The organism is Sphingobacterium rhinopitheci (assembly GCF_022627575.1).
Lineage (GTDB): Bacteria > Bacteroidota > Bacteroidia > Sphingobacteriales > Sphingobacteriaceae > Sphingobacterium > Sphingobacterium rhinopitheci.
The window spans coordinates 91170-109497 of record NZ_JADEYQ010000001.1; the positions used below are offsets into that span (position 1 = coordinate 91170).

General features: G+C 35.4%; 17 protein-coding genes. 4 read left to right on the forward strand and 13 right to left on the reverse strand.

Features of this window, described 5'->3' with window-relative positions; translation table 11 throughout:
• Window positions 1–76 precede the first annotated feature (76 nt).
• A complete protein-coding gene (gene eno, locus IP023_RS00440) occupies window positions 77–1375 on the reverse strand; it encodes a phosphopyruvate hydratase (protein ID WP_241788273.1) in 1299 nt (432 codons plus the stop codon).
• 985 nt (window positions 1376–2360) lie between these two features.
• On the opposite strand from eno, the gene IP023_RS00445 reads away from it, so the two are divergent.
• Window positions 2361–3617, forward strand: coding sequence for a DEAD/DEAH box helicase (locus tag IP023_RS00445; RefSeq protein ID WP_241788274.1), 1257 nt, complete (start codon window positions 2361–2363; stop codon window positions 3615–3617).
• Between the two features lie 20 nt (window positions 3618–3637).
• Here IP023_RS00445 and IP023_RS00450 read toward each other — a convergent pair whose 3' ends face one another.
• From IP023_RS00450 to IP023_RS00475, 6 genes are all read right to left on the reverse strand, one after another.
• On the reverse strand, window positions 3638–3994 hold the full coding sequence (locus tag IP023_RS00450) for a hypothetical protein (protein WP_241788275.1): 357 nt from the start codon (window positions 3992–3994) through the stop codon (window positions 3638–3640).
• Window positions 3984–4535 (reverse strand): RNA polymerase sigma factor, encoded by a 552-nt coding sequence (locus IP023_RS00455; protein WP_241788276.1) that lies wholly within the window; start codon window positions 4533–4535, stop codon window positions 3984–3986. The genes IP023_RS00450 and IP023_RS00455 overlap by 11 nt, the downstream gene beginning before the upstream one ends.
• A 5-nt stretch (window positions 4536–4540) precedes the next feature.
• Complete coding sequence (locus IP023_RS00460; protein ID WP_241788277.1) at window positions 4541–4864, reverse strand: hypothetical protein; 324 nt, start codon at window positions 4862–4864, stop codon at window positions 4541–4543.
• A gap of 115 nt (window positions 4865–4979) precedes the next feature.
• Window positions 4980–5444, reverse strand: coding sequence for a pantetheine-phosphate adenylyltransferase (coaD, locus tag IP023_RS00465; protein WP_241788278.1), 465 nt, complete (start codon window positions 5442–5444; stop codon window positions 4980–4982).
• 6 nt (window positions 5445–5450) lie between these two features.
• Window positions 5451–5987 (reverse strand): RsmD family RNA methyltransferase, encoded by a 537-nt coding sequence (locus IP023_RS00470; protein ID WP_241788279.1) that lies wholly within the window; start codon window positions 5985–5987, stop codon window positions 5451–5453.
• Entirely contained in the window at window positions 5978–6772 is a 795-nt protein-coding gene (locus tag IP023_RS00475; RefSeq protein WP_241788280.1) for a DUF3822 family protein, read from the reverse strand. Before IP023_RS00475 ends, IP023_RS00470 begins: the two co-directional genes overlap by 10 nt.
• A 90-nt stretch (window positions 6773–6862) precedes the next feature.
• Between IP023_RS00475 and IP023_RS00480 the strand changes: the two genes are divergently transcribed.
• The 3 genes from IP023_RS00480 to IP023_RS00490 all read left to right on the forward strand — a co-directional run bounded on the left by IP023_RS00480 (window position 6863) and on the right by IP023_RS00490 (window position 11410).
• Window positions 6863–8281 (forward strand): ATP-dependent DNA helicase, encoded by a 1419-nt coding sequence (locus tag IP023_RS00480; protein ID WP_241788738.1) that lies wholly within the window; start codon window positions 6863–6865, stop codon window positions 8279–8281.
• 85 nt (window positions 8282–8366) lie between these two features.
• Entirely contained in the window at window positions 8367–10853 is a 2487-nt protein-coding gene (locus IP023_RS00485) for a S9 family peptidase (protein WP_241788281.1), read from the forward strand.
• 2 nt (window positions 10854–10855) lie between these two features.
• The gene (locus IP023_RS00490) at window positions 10856–11410 is read left to right on the forward strand and encodes a hypothetical protein (protein WP_241788282.1); all 555 of its coding nucleotides are present in this window, start codon (window positions 10856–10858) and stop codon (window positions 11408–11410) included.
• Here the strand turns inward: IP023_RS00490 and IP023_RS00495 are convergent.
• The 6 genes from IP023_RS00495 to IP023_RS00520 form a co-directional block, all read right to left on the reverse strand.
• Window positions 11394–12194 carry a hypothetical protein gene (locus tag IP023_RS00495; protein WP_241788283.1) on the reverse strand — a complete coding sequence of 267 codons (801 nt, stop codon included), beginning with the start codon at window positions 12192–12194 and terminating at the stop codon, window positions 11394–11396. The genes IP023_RS00490 and IP023_RS00495 overlap by 17 nt on opposite strands.
• A gap of 140 nt (window positions 12195–12334) precedes the next feature.
• Window positions 12335–13111, reverse strand: a complete 777-nt coding sequence (locus IP023_RS00500; RefSeq protein ID WP_241788284.1) for a hypothetical protein — start codon at window positions 13109–13111, stop codon at window positions 12335–12337.
• A 6-nt stretch (window positions 13112–13117) separates the two neighbouring features.
• Window positions 13118–14140 carry a Holliday junction branch migration DNA helicase RuvB gene (gene ruvB, locus IP023_RS00505; protein WP_241788739.1) on the reverse strand — a complete coding sequence of 341 codons (1023 nt, stop codon included), beginning with the start codon at window positions 14138–14140 and terminating at the stop codon, window positions 13118–13120.
• A 6-nt stretch (window positions 14141–14146) separates the two neighbouring features.
• Window positions 14147–14872, reverse strand: coding sequence for a polyprenol monophosphomannose synthase (locus IP023_RS00510; RefSeq protein WP_241788285.1), 726 nt, complete (start codon window positions 14870–14872; stop codon window positions 14147–14149).
• Between the two features lie 162 nt (window positions 14873–15034).
• Window positions 15035–16567 (reverse strand): peptide MFS transporter, encoded by a 1533-nt coding sequence (locus IP023_RS00515; protein ID WP_317224517.1) that lies wholly within the window; start codon window positions 16565–16567, stop codon window positions 15035–15037.
• Between the two features lie 60 nt (window positions 16568–16627).
• Window positions 16628–18007 (reverse strand): peptide MFS transporter, encoded by a 1380-nt coding sequence (locus tag IP023_RS00520; RefSeq protein ID WP_241788286.1) that lies wholly within the window; start codon window positions 18005–18007, stop codon window positions 16628–16630.
• Window positions 18008–18328 lie beyond the last annotated feature (321 nt).

Below are 18328 nucleotides of genomic sequence, written 5' to 3' on the forward strand. Positions count from 1 at the left end.
ACAATTATAGTACAACTATCTAATAATGAAAATCATAGTGTATAACTTCAAAAATTAGACAGTTGTACTAAAAAAATTATTTCTTGATTGCGTATTTAAAGTTTTTACCGATGAAACGTGCATTTTCACCTAACTCCTCTTCAATACGTAACAATTGATTGTACTTCGCCATACGATCCGAACGTGAAGCCGAACCAGTTTTGATCTGACCACAGTTCAATGCTACCGCTAAATCGGCGATTGTAGCATCTTCAGTTTCACCCGAACGGTGAGACATTACCGAAGTATAGCCCGAATTTTGTGCTAAGGTAACCGCATTAATTGTCTCCGTTAAAGAACCGATTTGGTTTACTTTTACTAAGATTGAATTTGCTGTATTTGTATCAATACCTTGTTGTAAACGAACAGTATTCGTAACGAATAAATCATCACCTACTAATTGTACGCGATCACCGATTTTTTCCGTTAATGTCTTCCAACCAGCCCAGTCATCTTCAGCCATACCATCCTCAATAGAAATGATAGGGTATTTTACAGATAATTCAGCTAAGTATGAAGCTTGCTCTTCGCTAGTACGGATAGCACCTTTGTCACCTTCAAATTTAGTATAATCGTATTTACCATCTTTGTAGAATTCCGAAGCAGCACAATCTAATGCTAAGCATATATCGTCACCAACTTTGTAGCCAGCTGTTTCGATAGCTTTCAATACAGTCTCAATAGCATCTTCAGTACCGTCAAAAGTAGGTGCAAAACCACCTTCGTCACCTACAGCTGTAGATAAATTACGGTCATGTAAGATTTTTTTCAACGTATGAAATACTTCTGCACCCCAACGTAAAGCCTCAGAGAATGTAGGAGCGCCAACAGGCATAATCATAAATTCTTGGAAAGCAATAGGCGCATCAGAGTGAGAACCACCATTGATGATATTCATCATCGGGATAGGCAAAGTGTTTGCATTAACACCACCAATGTAACGGTATAAAGGTTGACGAGACTCTTGTGCCGCAGCTTTAGCTACCGCTAAAGAAACACCTAAAATAGCATTAGCACCTAAATTACCTTTATTCTCTGTACCATCAAGATCAATCATTAATTTATCGATAGCGTTTTGCTCGAATACATCAACACCTTCTAATGCTTGTGCAATTTTAGTATTTACGTTTTCAACTGCTTTCAAAACGCCTTTACCTAAGTATTTTGATTTATCACCGTCACGCAATTCAACAGCTTCATATGCACCAGTTGATGCTCCAGAAGGAACAGCAGCACGACCTACAAAACCATTTTGTGTAGTTACATCAACTTCTACAGTTGGGTTACCGCGCGAATCCAAAATTTGACGCGCTTTTACATCGATAATTAAACTCATTTTATTTTTATTGGGTTTATGACTAACAGACACACACACTTAGTGTATATCGGACACTAATATAAATAATATTATTGCCTTTTCAAAAATACGAATATAAAAACATATAGTTTCCATATTTTTTTGGCAGATATAGATTAATTTCTTTAAAATGGATTATTATGGGTAATAACCATATTACTTAACAAAAAAAGTCTTCAGTTGGGGGAACTGAAGACTTTTAATTAACCAATTATTAACCTAAATTATGAATACTAAATACTAAACAAGCACTATGCCAAAAACATATTAATCCCCAAATCGTACAGTATTCTGACATTTGACAGGTATAAAAGCAAGCTCAGCATTCACTATTGAAACTAAATACAATTTGAATAACACAATCTATCGTACATTAAAAATGGAAATAGAAATAAACTAATAATCAATATTTTACCTAAAAAAACAGCAATAAATAGTCTCGACACAGAAAAGTCTCCAGCCGGGGAGACTGGAGACTTTAAACTAACCAATTATTAACCTAAATTATGAGTTAAACACTAAACAAGCATTGTGCCAAAATATCCTAAAAGAATAAAATACATTAGCTTAAGATAATTTATTACCTCAAAACGATATAAAAAAAATACCAATCATCAATATTTATAACTCCACTTCGATTGCTAAATCAAAATATTTTTAATACCCCCAAAAAAACGTTGTTAGCGGTCGATAAGTGATAGACTAGTGTTGAGGTACCAACCCTTCCATAAATAGCAAATGAAAAAGTCTCCAGCCGGGGAGACTGGAGACTTTAAACTAACCAATTATTAACCTAAATTATGAATACTAGATAATTATCAACGACTGTGCCAATACAAAAAATAGCTTTTCTTTTAACGAAGTTTTAACAAACAAAGGCTATTACTATACTTTAATTAGCTAATTTTGTGTCATGGAAATAAATTCAATTTTACAAAGACTCAAGATAGAGGCGCTAAACAGTATGCAAACTGAGGCTTTAGAGCGCTTTGAATCTAACAAAGATCTCATATTGCTATCACCTACAGGATCAGGTAAAACGTTAGCGTTCAGTCTACTGATTGAAAAAACACTCCAAAAGGACAAAAAAAATGAAGTTCAGGTATTGATTGTAGTGCCAACACGTGAACTAGCCTTACAAATTGAATCAGTTGTAAAAAATGTCATAAAAGGACAAAAAGTCCTATGTGTATACGGTGGTCATGACACGATGACGGAGAAAAATGCTTTAAAAGAAGCCCCTTCTATATTAATAGGTACCCCCGGAAGGATAATATATCATTTGGAGCGAAATAGATTTTCTACAGCTAGTTTAGAGACATTAATATTAGATGAATTTGATAAATCCTTAGAATTAGGCTTTCAATTTCAATTACAAACTATTGCGGATGCATTTCCAAATGTAAAGCGTAAAATATTAACGTCAGCGACAGATTTAGATGAATTCCCGGACTTCTTGACATTCAATGAGCCGATCAAATTAGATTTTCTACATCTTGATGACAACAAGCCAGATATTACCTTCAAAAAGGTAATTAGCCCAGTACAATATAAATTGAAGACCTTATTCAATTTAATATGCAGCCTTGGAGAGCAAAAGATATTGATTTTTTGTAATCATAGAGATGCAGTGGATCATATCAGTGAATTGTTGGACAACAGAGATTTGATTCATGATGTATTCCATGGCGGATTGGAACAAAGAGATCGTGAGCTGGCGATATTAAAATTCCGTAATAACAGTAACCGCATCCTATTAACGACAGATTTGGCGGCGCGTGGATTGGATATTCCGGAGATCGATGTTATTGTACATTATCAGCTTCCGAGCAAAGAGGATGCGTTTATTCACCGCAATGGTCGTACGGCACGTATGCATAGTAAAGGAGAGGTAATCGTGATGCTAAAACCAGAAGATGACTTCCCTTATCTGACGGAAGATGCAGAAGAGATTATCTTGGAAGAAGAATATCCAATGCCAAATAACACGCCTTATTCAACGCTTTATATACCTTTTGGTAAGAAAGATAAAGTCAACAAAATTGATATCGTAGGTTATATTTTAAAATTGAACGGTTTAGAAAAAGACGATATCGGCATTATAGAAGTTAAAGATAAAGAAGCTTATATATCTGTCAAGCGACACGTAGCGGCTACTATCATTCGTGAAGGAACCAACGGTAAAATAAAAGGACATAAGATTAAATTTTTTAGAACATAAAATAAATACTAAAGGCTCTTTTAAAAAGAGCCTTTAGTATTTATTTTACTAATTTTGATAAGTTTCCACAGCTTATCGCTAAATAGTATAATCAGTATCACATATATTAGCTGTGAAGCAAGGTAAAAAACATCTTGCACCGCAACGGAAGAAGAAATCCAATCCAAATTGCGACTTACTATAAAATTCAATACCGTTCCAAAGACAGTTCCTATCAAAAAGCATAGTACCGCAAAAAATTGACTTCTCCCCGCTTTGGCTTTATTCAGTTCATAGCTTTCAATCTTTGACATCATACGGTCCTCGAAATCAGAAAAAGGCATTTCTAGCCTACTGTCCTGCATCAATTTCTTTAGCTTATCATCTTCATAGTCCATAATAATCCTCCTTCATTAACTTTGATAAAATACCATATAAGCTCTTCCTTCCTCGAAAGAGAATGGTCTTGGTATTGGTTTCTGTCCATCCTGTTATCTCTCTTATTTCCATCAAGGACAATTCTTCTAGATAAAATAATCGCAGCGCTAAAGCTTCATTGGCTGAAATTTTGAGCAAGCTATCCTGAATCAACTGCTCACGCTCCTTCTTTACTAGCCCTGCAAAGGCATCATCATCAAACTGAACATCATGTAAAGCGACGTCTATCACATCATGTTTTATTTTATGTTTGCGTAAAGCACCAAAAGAGCAATTCACAACAATTCGATACAACCAAGTACTAAATTTAGCCTGTGCTCTAAAACGAGAAAGAGATTGGTAACATACCATAAAAGCATCTTGCACAACTTCCTCAGCAAGATGCTCTTGCTTAACGATAGACATAGCCACCGAATAGGCCATATTCTTGTACGTTTCTAGGAAATAACGAAAAGCTTGCGAATCCCCAGCCAATACCTTATCGATGTACAATTGGTCCATCAATATTAATCTTCAGTACTTTTATCCTTATCCAACACATTAGCGATTACCATGGCGACTCCAGCACATATGGTTACTATACCAACATTGATAGCATCATTATCAATGATGGTATTTGTGTGTAAAATTCCCGTCATTAAAATCCCAAAACCAATGCCTAACACCACAATTCCTGGCTTTTGCCAATCCGACTTCCTTTTTGGAGGCATCGATACTTCCAAAACATCTGGAGGTCTTACGGATTTAAATTTCATAATAAAATAAACTGTTAATACCACCATAGTAAAAGCACCAAGCCAAACTAAAGTTATCATCATATTACTATTCATAATTTATCTTTTTAGTACATTAGTTGCATGGTAGCGCTAAAAGGTTGCATTAAAAATAAAAAAGCATTTCACAAAAATGTAAAATGCTTTCATATAAACGTATTACCGAATAATACTACTTGATAAAACGTAGTATTTCTTGCGGCACTAAACTATTTACAGAACCTCCATTGGCTAATATATCACGTACTATAGTAGACGAAATATGACCTGTACCAGATCTACTCATCAAAAAATAGGTCTCTATGGATGGTGCTAGTATAAGATTATTCTGTGCTATTGGATTTTCAAATTCAAGGTCCTTCGCATTACGTAAACCTCTCAAAATAAACTGCGCCCCTACGATTTTGCAATAATCAACTGTCAACCCAGTAAATGTTTCCACCACGACTTGCGGATTCCCCGCATAGAGCGCTACAATAGAAGCTTTACGTTGTTCGTAATCCAGCATTCCCTTTTTGGAGGAATTTACACCAATGGCAATATAGATCTTATCAAAAAGACCTAAAGCACGATCTACTAAATCTTTATGTGCAAAGGTAAATGGATCAAAAGAGCCCGGAAAAACTGCTACTTTCATAAACTGCTATTTATTGTGGTAAAAACTAAAAGAAGAATAACCGTATTTACGGGTTTCTATAAACAAAGGATGATCTACCAACTTACGTAAGGAAGGATGCTCTATAACCAATATACCGCCTTCTTTAAGCAAGCCATTATCTAATATTAGCTGTGGCAATTGTGGTAGCTGTGCAACATCATACGGCGGATCAGCAAATATAAAATCGTATGATTTTTTGCAGGAACTGACAAATTTAAATACATCAGCCTTACGTGTTGTGATAACCTCCAAATCATGCTTCTTGGCTGTATCTTTCACATAAAACAAACATTTACTATGAATATCTACGGCGTCCACTTCAAGTGCTCCACGTGAAGCAAGCTCAAAAGAGATATTCCCTGTTCCACAGAACAAATCCAAACAAGTAGACTCGTCCCATTGGATCTGATGTTGTAAAATATTAAACAACGCTTCTTTAGCGATATCTGTTGTTGGCCTAACCGGCAAATTAGTGGGAGGATTGAGACGGATTCCTCCTATTTTACCTCCTATTATACGCATAGTATTGTATCTGCTAATATATTTAAAGATGATAAATTTTGCTGTACACCGGCATTACTTGTTGTCCAAGCCGTTTTCGGCTGCAATAGAATTAAATTCTCCGCATAATTCTGTAATCTATATGCCCATTCTGATTCTTTATCAGCACCACTCAATAACACCTTATTGAGCTTACCTGTCACCGCAAAATTCTTCAAAATACTAAGGACAAAATAATTTAAATCATCTGCAGTCGCTACTTCAAACGTATTATACAACTTGAATTCACCATTGATAAATAAAAATATATCAGCTTGATTGTCGTACACATAAACAGCTAAAATCGCCCCTTGATCATTTATATAACCTTTCGCTTGATGAATAAATATTTCAAAATTAGGCACCAACTTAGCCTGTGGAAATATCTTTGTCCATCGATTCAATAACAATTGGTCATACTGATACAATGCGACGGCAGCCAAATCATCAAAATCTCTAGCCAATATGGTATCTACATTTTCATCCAAAAAATAAGTGGCATACAAGTGCTTTTCAGACGGATCATACACCTCTGCGGGCACCCATACCAAATTTTGGTGCGGCATACCTATAATAACTTTTGCAAATGGTAGACTCAAAAATCTAACCGCTTCAGCCGAAGGCTGCAAATTATCATAATGTAATAATACCAACACTTCGTTATCTTCATTAACAACGACTAAATAATCATTTTTGAAGTCACTTTGAATAAATAAAGTATAGCTTGCGATATAATGTAAATGAAAGTCTTCTGAAATAAAATTCATTTATTAATGTATTAAAAAAAGCACTATTGCCTGATGAACAAAATTAGCTTTTACAATTGAATTGACAAACCTTTTTGAATAACTTTGACCGTGCATATACAGAATCTATTATTACAACAGTTCTCATGGAACCCTACAGAACAACAGAAAGAAGTATTTTCCCTTCTAGAGGAGTTTCTACACACATTTGCTAGGGATTCTACCTTTATCCTAAGAGGATATGCTGGTACAGGAAAGACTACGATTATCAGTGCATTAGTCAACACACTACCCAGATTAGGGAAGCGTTCAGTTCTATTAGCTCCAACAGGTAGAGCAGCTAAGGTAATGGGTAGCTACTCCGGTAGAACTGCTCTTACTATCCACAAAAAGATCTATAGAAAGAAAAGTGCTGCATCTATAGAAATGGATTTTGATATCGCCGAAAATCTATATGAAAACACTTTATTCATTGTAGATGAAGCATCTATGATTACTACAGAAGGTTTTTCAGTATTTTCGGAAGGCTTATTGAGTGACTTGATACGCTATGTACAGTCGGGAAAAAATTGCTGTTTGATGCTTGTTGGCGATACGGCACAGCTACCTCCAGTCGGCCTAGATAATAGCCCAGCCCTGAATGCTGCATTTATTCAAGCAGAATATGGCTTTACGACATTTACCTACGAACTAACGGATGTAGTACGTCAAGACAAAAATTCTGGCATACTCTTCAACGCCACCAAGATAAGAAATGAAATCCGCCTAGACGAGGAATTTCCAGAGTACCAATTCCCACAATTTATTACCCAAGGGTATAGCGATGTTTTCCGTATGACAGGAGAAAGACTGATCGAAGGATTACATTATGCCTATAACAAGTATGACATAGAAAATTGTATGGTAATATGCCGCTCCAATAAATCGGCCAATCTATACAATAAGCATATACGCAATCAAATTCTTTTTAGGGAAGAAGAGATAACGGGAGGTGATATCATCATGGTTGTAAAAAACAATTATTATTGGTTACAACAGCACGATGAAAAGCATACTGGCTTCATTGCTAATGGAGATATGGCTGTCATCAAAAAAGTAAGTAATGTCCACGATATGCATGGCTTTCGATTTGCCGATTTGTATTTGACCTTTATGGATAATAACGAAGGAGATGCTATTCGTTGCCGTGTACTGTTAGATAGCTTACATGTGGATGCCGCACAATTGCCTCGGGATCAACATCAGCTGCTATATCAAAGTATAGCAAAGGACTATGAAGATATATTCTCCAAGAAAGATCGTATGGAAGCGATCAAAAAAGACCCTTATTATAATGCCTTGCAAATAAAATTTGCCTATGCTATCACCTGCCACAAGGCACAAGGTGGACAATGGCCTTTAGTATTTGTAGATCAAGGCTATCTAAACGATGATATGTTGAACACTGAATTTTTGAGATGGCTCTATACCGGTATTACACGGGCTACAAAAGAGCTATTCTTGGTCAATTTTAATGAGAAGTTTTATTAAGCTATCTAAAATATTACAGCTGAAATAATTCAGTATATGTAAATAAAGCAATATTTTAGCGTTTCATAATCAACATTAATAATACATGAAATATTATTTCTTAGGTTTATTTGCTTTTTGTTATCAACTTAGTGAAGCACAACAGAAAGAAAATCTACCTACTCCTAACTATCAATTAGCGGCTAAGTATTCGCCTAGCAAATTAAGAACAGTAATACAATCTACCGATGTAAAACCAAATTGGATAAATTATGGTGAAAATTTTTGGTATGAATATACAACCTCATCCGGCAAAAAATGGTATTTAGTACAGCCAGCATCACGCAAAAAAAGCCCTTTGTTTGACAATGGAGAAATGGCTGCCCAAGTAACATCTATTGTTAGAAATCCATTTGATGCGCAGCATCTACCTATCCAAAATTTGCGCTTTATGGACAACGAAAACTTAATTCGTTTTGAAGTACAGAGCAGTAAAGATACAGTAAAAAGCAAAGATGAAATCGCAAAGCTTACAAACAAAAAAGATACCTTAAAAAAGAAGTTATTCTTCTTTGAGTATGATTTAAATTCAAAGAAACTAACAGAAATTAGTGATACCACGAAAGAAAAAAAACGCCTTAGTTGGGCTAGCTTCAATCCAGATACGACAAAAGTATACTATGCCAAGGACTACAATTTGTATTGGATGGACTATGCTAACTATCAAAAAGCACTAAAAGATGAGAAAGATTCTACTATTATCGAACACCAAATAACGAAAGATGGCGTTCAATATTATGCATGGGGCGGCGATCAGTACAGTACGACTACAAGAGATAAAAAAGCGGACGAAGAAGAAAAGAAAAAACGTAAAGGTGTTTGGTTAAATTGGTCACCTAATGGAAAATACTTTGCATTAACAAAGAAAGATTCTAGACATATCAACGATCTTTGGGTGATCAATAATACCGGTAGTGCACGTCCGACATTAGATACCTATAAATATCTATTGCCTGGTGAAAAAGATTCTACAGAAGTAGAACTATACCTATTCGACAGTGCCAATCATCAAGCGAAGAGAGTAAATATTGCGGCTTTCAAAAACCAAACTATTAGTTTATGGAATAAAGATCGTACGAAAGATAGTTTTAAAGGAAAGCATTTTATCAACTATTGGCATGGCAACAATGAGGAGTTCTATATCGCACGTAGCAGTAGAGATTTACACAAAATAGATGTTGTCGCAGTAGGTGTAGATGGAAAAACACGTGTGCTTGTCGAAGAACGTGCTAATGTATACCAAGATATCAAAAAGCCAAAATTTATCAATAATGGTAATCAATTCATACAATGGAGCCAGCGTGATGGTTGGGGTCATTTTTACTTATATGATATCAATGGTAAGCTGATCCATCAAATCACTAAAGGTGAATTCCATTGTGATGATCTATCGGCATACGATGAAGCTACGGGTACCCTATATTTTGTTGCCAACGGCAAAGAAAATAATATAGATCCTTATTATAGCTATTATTACGCAGTATCAAAAAATGGCGGTAGCCCCAAACTATTGACACCTGGTAATTTTGACCATCAAGTAGCCATCAGCGAAAGTGGGAAATATTTTATCGATAATGCATCACGTGTAAATACAACTCCGGTAAGTAATCTATATTCAGCTTCGGGTCAATTAATCATGAAACTAGAAGAAGCTGACTTGTCACAACTATTTGCTACAGGTTACAAATTTCCTGAACCATTCAAGGTGAAAGCAGCAGATGGCATCACGGATATCTACGGTGTGATGTATAAACCATATGATTTCGACTCTACTAAGACCTACCCTATTATAGAATACGTATATCCAGGTCCACAAACAGAGGCTGTAAACAAAAGCTTCGGCCGTAGCATGGATCGTATAGACAGATTAGCACAAATGGGCTTCATCGTTATCTCGGTAGGTAATCGTGGTGGACATCCATCACGTTCCAAATGGTACCATACCTATGGATATGGTAATTTGAGGGATTATGGTTTAGAAGATAAGAAAGTCGCAGCAGAACAATTAGCAAACAAGTATCCGTTTATTGACATCAACAAAGTCGGTATAACAGGGCACTCTGGAGGCGGTTTTATGTCTACAGCAGCCATGCTAGTATATCCTGATTTCTTTAAAGTTGCTGTTTCGGGTGCTGGTAATCACGAAAATAATATTTACAACAGATGGTGGAGTGAGCGTCATCATGGTGTGAAAGAAGAAATTTCTGCAAAAGGAGATACAACCTTCAACTACCAAATTGACCGCAACTCAGATTTAGCTAAGAACTTAAAAGGAAAACTATTAATTGTCACGGGAGATGTAGATAACAATGTGCATCCTGCAAATTCTATTCGTGTGGTTGATGCTTTAATAAAAGCAAACAAGCGTTTTGATTTTGTAATGCTTCCCGGTCAAGCACATGCTTTTGGTGATATGACAGAATACTTCTTCTGGAAAATGGCGGATTATTTCGCTGAACATTTATTAGGATCATCAAAAATGAATGAAGTAGATATCACAGAAATAAACAAAGAACGCCCTCTAAAACGTTAGTTGTGGATAACCAAAGAAAACTAAAAATAGCAGCAGTACTACAAACTTGTAGTACTGCTGATTTTAACGAAGATTTCCTCAGAGAAATTTCTATAGAAGATCTGATCACTATAATAAACAGATCCTCAGACAATAAGACAGCATTTAGAGCTGCTTGGGCACTGGAGCATCTATTACTACAGCAGAGAAACTTATTACTCAAATACAAAGAAGATGTGCTACACCTCTATTATACCAGCACAAATTGGAGCGTACTGCGAAGTGTCAGTAAATTGACAATAGAATTGTTAAAAAATCCGCTGAAGTATATTTTGTATGTCAGTGACGAATTAAAAGGTAAACTCCTAAACAGGACATTTGCATTATTAGAAAACAAACAGTGTGCTATCGCTGTTCGCTGCAATACCTATGATATAGCCTTTCTATTGGGAAACGATGAGCCTTTATTACTTAAAGAGCTCCAGCAGTATATATTATTGGACTTAGAGAAAGAGCCTACTGCAGCCATAAAAAGTAGAGCTACAAGAGTAGAAAAAAAAATTAGAAGGAATATTTAATGCCTAAAGAATAAAACCTATAAAAATCATTCCCATAATCTATTTTATCACCATTCCCATCCAATGGAGTATACCCATCCAAGATATCATTGTTCGCAAAATTAAATTGTGCATTTGCTACAAATCTTAAGATATATTTACCACTACTATTTTTCAACTTACGGTAATTAATCATGGGGGAAAAACCAAAATTAAGAGCAGGTAACATCCATGAGTTAACTTTATCTTTAAAGATAGGAATTCCGTCTGCATTGTAATGGTCTATAGGACCATAAGTAGTAAAGTCATTAGGATCTCTAAATATGGATTTTAATCGATTACTGGTTTTCATAACATCAACTTCAATATATAGCGCATTTAAGAAGTAGCGTTTAATCGATAAAGCCCCTCTGCCATTATCTTCTTCTTCGAGCAAGTCAAAAGGGTATATTAATACCCCCCCACCAAAACTGGTATAACGTGAAAATAAACTCCTATTATCAAATAACGGTTCGGCACCAGGTTCAATCCAAAGACTTCCTATTTGTGCACGTGCACCTAAGAATAAGCCTTTAGTAATTCTATAATCGAAATTAAAATACGATCCTAAACCATTTGCATTGGGCAATCGTCGATCAACTTTGAGCGTTGTTAATCCTGCGCCAAATCCGACTTGAAAGGTACTAATAGAATTATTATATTTTGCATTGGGCTTTTTTTTGGAATACGTATCAGGGCAATAAAGCTGTCCATGCAGCGTCTCAACAACTGTAATAGCTAGGAGTGATAGAATCAAATTTTTCATTGGCATTGTACTTAAATATCATTTCAACAAAATGAATTTACCCCGCAGTATTATAAATAACGAATTCTTTATCTAGAACAAACTAATTACATCAAACGTATCAAGTAAAAAATATTGTTATATTATCCTCCTATAACTACCTAGAATGAATAACGAAGACCCAGAGAATAAAAATTATATCTGTCATTCTCCTCACTTATTCGATTCATATTCTGATCATATGGTGTATAACCATCTAATTCATCGTTATTTGCAAAATTAAATTGTGCATTTAACACCAATCGAATTACATTTTTTTTACCTGAAGAATTTGTTTGTGTTCTACTATTCAATACAGGAGCAAGACCAATATTTAATGATGGAAGCATCAAAGAAGTTACTCTATTTTTAAAAATTGGAACTCCATCGGCATCATTACCTTCAATAGGGCCATAGCTATTATAGTCTGAAAGATCTCTATAAACTGAATTGAAACGACTGGAAACATTTAATACATCAACAGCAATATAAAAATCTTTTACTAAGTTTCTAGCCATCGAAGTAGCCCTCCTTCTATTGTCAGCACCGTTAATTAATTCAATAGGATGAATTAATACACCTGCGCCATATCCAAAATATCGAGCATCAGATTCACGATAATCATAATTGACGGGCGACATCTTAAGACTTCCTAGTTGCATCCTTAACCCAGCATACAAACCACGAACAAACTGATAATCAAAATTAAAATACCCCGCTGTACCCATTGCATTCGCGGATTTACGGTCGCCTTTTAACGCTGTTAACCCACCTCCTATACCAATTTGAAACCTTTTCATGGTTTCATCAGTTTTTGCAAATGGACTTGGGCAGCCTGGTTGACTTTTAGCAAAGCTAACAACAACAAGACACAGTAGTATAGTAATTATAGATTTCATATCGTTTTAAAACAAAGTTCCCCCCTTATTAAAATGATTTCTTCCAAGGTGCTTAAACGCTGCCTCGGTACATTCCCTCCCACGGGAAGTTCTCATAATATATCCTTCTTGTATTAAGAAAGGTTCATAAACCTCTTCAATAGTGCCTTCATCCTCTCCTACTGCGGTAGCAATAGTTTTAAGCCCTACAGGGCCTCCTTTAAATTTATCAATAATAGTTGATAAGATTCGGTTGTCCATCTCATCTAATCCATTTTCATCGACATTCAAAGCATTTAAAGCATAATTAGCGATTTCTTTATCAATAGCTCCATTGCCTTTAATCTGCGCAAAATCTCTTGTTCTTCGAAGTAATGCATTCGCAATACGCGGTGTACCGCGGCTTCGTCGCGCAATTTCATAGGATCCTTCTTCACTAATCGCTGTATTAAGAATACCCGAAGAACGCTGAACAATTGATGTTAGTAATTTGGCATCATAATATTGTAATCGTGCATTGATTCCGAATCTCGCTCTCAATGGCGCTGTTAATAAGCCCGATCGAGTAGTTGCTCCAATTAAAGTAAATGGATTCAAAGAAATCTGGACCGATCTTGCGTTAGGTCCTGTTTCCAACATGATATCTATTTTAAAATCCTCCATTGCAGAATATAAATATTCCTCAACGATTGGCGATAGCCTATGAATTTCATCTATAAACAAGATATCACCTTCTTCCAAATTAGTCAATAACCCTGCCAAATCCCCCGGCTTATCCAAAACTGGACCAGAGGTTATTTTTATACCTACCCCCATTTCATTGGCGATGATATTTGACAATGTCGTTTTCCCTAGCCCTGGAGGGCCATGTAGCAATACATGATCAAGGGCTTCTCCTCTTAACTTTGCAGCTCTAACAAATATAGATAGGTTATCCAATATCTTTTGTTGCCCCGTAAAATCATCAAATGTCTGCGGGCGCAATACGCGTTCAATATCTTTATCAGTAGGATTCAGACGTTCAGGATTAGGATCTAGATTCTCGTTTATCATATTTTATTTATAAGATTTAAAGAAACTATCAATCTTCATCTGTATAACACCAAAAAATGCTTCTTTAAATATTTTGGTACTCATTTTAGATTCTCCCAACGTACGATCCGTAAATATTATAGGTACTTCTACAACATTAAAACCATATTTTATGGCTTTAAATTTCATTTCAATTTGAAAAGCATAACCTACAAATTTTATCTCATCAAGGTTTATTTTCTCCAACACTTTACGGTTAAAACAAACGAAACCAGCTGTAGCATCTTGAATAGCAATTCCTGTAATAAATCGAACATATACAGAGGCGAAATAAGACATTAATACCCTATTCATAGGCCAATTGACGACATTCACACCGTTAATATAACGTGATCCTATAATCATATCAGCTCCTGCTAAAGCAGCCTCTCTTAATCGGATCAAATCTTTAGGATTATGACTAAAATCAGCATCCATCTCAAATACATAAGTGTAATTACGATTTAACGCCCACTTAAATCCATGTATATACGCTGTTCCTAACCCTAATTTACCTTTACGCTCTTCGATAAATAATTTGCCTTCATATTCGGTCATTAACCGTTTTACAGCATCTGCTGTACCATCGGGTGAATTATCATCTACTATTAAAACATGAAAATCTACTGGTAAAGAAAATACTTTTCTAATAATATTTTCAATATTTTCAATCTCATTAAAGGTTGGTATTATTACAATACTATCTACCACTTTATCCTATTAAAACGTTAACAAAAATAACTTTCTCAACTAATTAAAGACCTATTCTTTAACTATTTATAAAAAATCGTAATTAAATATCTACAATAGATATTTAAAAGATTCAGTTACAACACATTTGTATGCACAAAAGAACAACAATTATGTCAAATATTATTTTACCCCTTGCATCAGTTTTTTTACTAATGGAGATAGCAAAATCAACACAAGCCCTGCTATCAAGGCATATATTCCCAAATCTTTGTATCCTTCGGTATATGTCAGTATAGTCTCAGATGCTGGTGCTCCTTCTCTTGCTTCTGCTAGGTTAGCACCAATAATCCCTGCTACATATTGACCATAGGCACTTGCCAAAAACCACATACCCATCATTATCCCCTGCAATCGTGCTGGTGATAGCTTTGTCATAATAGATAAACCAATTGGGGACAAACATAGTTCTCCAAAAGTAATCACTAATAAAGCAATGGTAAACACATCCAATGAACTCACGCCATCAAAAGCAAAAAATCGTGTAGCAAACAGCACATAATATCCTAAACCTAGAAATATAAATCCTAAGCCAAATTTTATAATGGTATTGGGTTCAATTCCTTTTTTACCCATCCATATCCACAGCAAACCAAATACAGGTGCTAAAGCAATAATAAAAAATGCACCTGCTGAATTATTTACCCCATTAGGATCTACAGTTATACCCACTAAAGAATCATTCAAATGCTTGGCTGCAAAAATACTTAACGAGCCGCCACTTTGTTCATATATACCCCAGAATAAAATAGAAAACACAATAAATACCAATGCTGCGAGTAATTTTTTCCTTTCAGCGGTAGTAACATTAGTCATCTCATAAAACAGATATAGCAGTGTCAAGGGACCAATAGTATACATAAAATAGTTTGTATACTCCGGTTTTGAAACCATAATCTGTATAATAGGAATCAACAGCAACGTACCTCCATAAACAATATACTCTACCCATCTTGGCAATGGTTTAGTCTTTACAATCGCATCTGGATGCCCTGGTTGTAAACCTATAGGTCCTAATTTCTTTTGTGTAAATGCAAAATTTATTAAGCTTATCAACATACCAAATGCGGCTAAACTGAATGCCACATGCCAACGCATAGACTCTTCAATTAAGGAGGAGAACATATATCCTTTGCCTATGGCTACACATATATAACCTCCAAGAAAAGCACCAAGATTGATCCCTGCATAAAAAAGAGAGAAGCCAGCATCACGGCGATCATCATTATCTTTATATAGTTCGCCGACCATGGTAGATATATTTGGCTTAAAGAAACCAGTACCAATAATAATAAAAGATAGGCCGATAAAAAAACAACCATGAGGATCATACCCCAATAAGGCACTTCCTATTATCATCAATATACCGCCCCAATATAAAGATTTTCTAAAGCCTAATATTTTGTCAGCAAACAATCCCCCTACAAACGTAAAAGCGTAGACAAATGCCTGTGTAGCACCATATTGAAGGTTAGCTTCTTTTTCATTAAAATCTAATTGATTAATCATAAAAAAGACGAGCATACCCCTCATTCCATAGAAACAAAATCGCTCCCACATTTCCGAAAAAAACAAACTCCATATCTGTTTCGGATACTTCCCTTTAAAATCGTGTATTTGTTCTAATGTATACATAAAAAAAGAGATTGCTTTCATTGATGAAAGCAATCTCACAAATTTATAAAATCTTACGTTGGAAAAATTGATTTCCGCTAATTATTTAACACCATGCATCATGGCTACCAATTTCTTATTTAACAGTAGTAGACCTACACCACAAACGATAACGAAAATGGAAACGTATAAGAATATATTACCGGCCCCCATTCTATCTACATAAGAGGCTAAATAACCACCTATTACATTGGCAAAGAAGGACGATAATAACCAAACGCCCATTAGCAAAGAAGCTAATTTTGGCGGTGATAGTTTGGTAACAACAGATAATCCAACTGGCGATAAACATAACTCACCAATTGTATGGAATAAATACGTAAATACTAACCATAACAAACTAGCTTTAACAGTATCGTCAGCTACATTACCACCTCTTTCACCAACAGCACCAAGCATAAAAAAGAAACCTACACCCAATAGAATCATGCCCGAGCCCATTTTTACAGGTGTAGTCAATTTCTTACCTGCCTTAGAGCTCCAGAATATACTAAACAAGGGTGCTATAGCGACAATAAACAAAGGGTTTACAGACTGAAACCACGAGGTTGGAATAGTAAAACCAAACACATCACGATTGATATATTTATCAGTATACAAAGATAAAGAAGACCCTGCTTGCTCAAATCCTGCAAAGAAGAAAATTGCAAATAAGAAATAAACAAAAATAACCGTTATTCTTTGTTTCTCATCTTTTGTCAATGGTTTATTTGGATCTACTACAGCTACATTATCTGCGCTAGGAGAAGAATTTAAGCTACCTGGTTTTTTTCCAAGGTCACCCAAATATTTTTGCGCTAGCAAATTAAATACTATCTGCCCTAAAAACATACCTATAGCGGACGCTAAAAACCCATAACGGTAGCCATAAGAGATAATTTGATTACCTGCTTCATCTTTTACTGCAAAAATATTATCTGTTAATAAACCAATTACCAATGGCGCTAGGAAAGCCCCTAAATTGATCCCCATATAGAAGATAGAGAATGCAGAATCCCTTCTATCGTCCCCCTCTTTGTACAAACCTCCTACTAAAGTCGAGATATTTGGTTTAAAAAAACCATTACCTATAATTAACAACAACAATCCTAAATATAGGCCCACATGTGAAACCATGGAGAATAAAACTATTTGCCCTAGCATCATGGTAATACCTCCGATAGTGATTGAGTTGCGTTGACCTAAATATTTATCGGCTAACCAACCACCAATAAGCGGCGTAAAATATACAAAACCTGTAAACCAACCATAGATTAAACTTGCTGTTCCTTCTTCAAATGCTAGTCCTCCCTCTAAAAACGTCTTTGTAAGATAAAGAATTAAAATACCTCTCATCCCATAATAAGAAAAACGCTCCCACATCTCTGTAAAGAATAGAAGATATAATCCTTTAGGATGTCCCTTTTGCTCCGGTGCCCCCATATAATATTATTTTATTGTTTGATTAAGAGCGACAAATATAGTTGTTTCACATTATTGTAAAAGATAAAAAACAGCAAAAAAGAATATATAATTGTTTAAGCAACCTTATGTGACTTTTCTCGATAAAATATTCCCTAAAAATAGCGCATTACTACGGTTGGGATATCCTATTTTGAGTTCTCATTTCTTGAGGTTCGATGAGGTATAAGACAAAAACACCATCCATCAGATAATAACGCAAGCGTTCCCACATTTAGGGAAAACAAATAAGGGAGCCCTTTAAGGTATTTCTTCCTAAAGAATTTCCTTTAACAATAGATT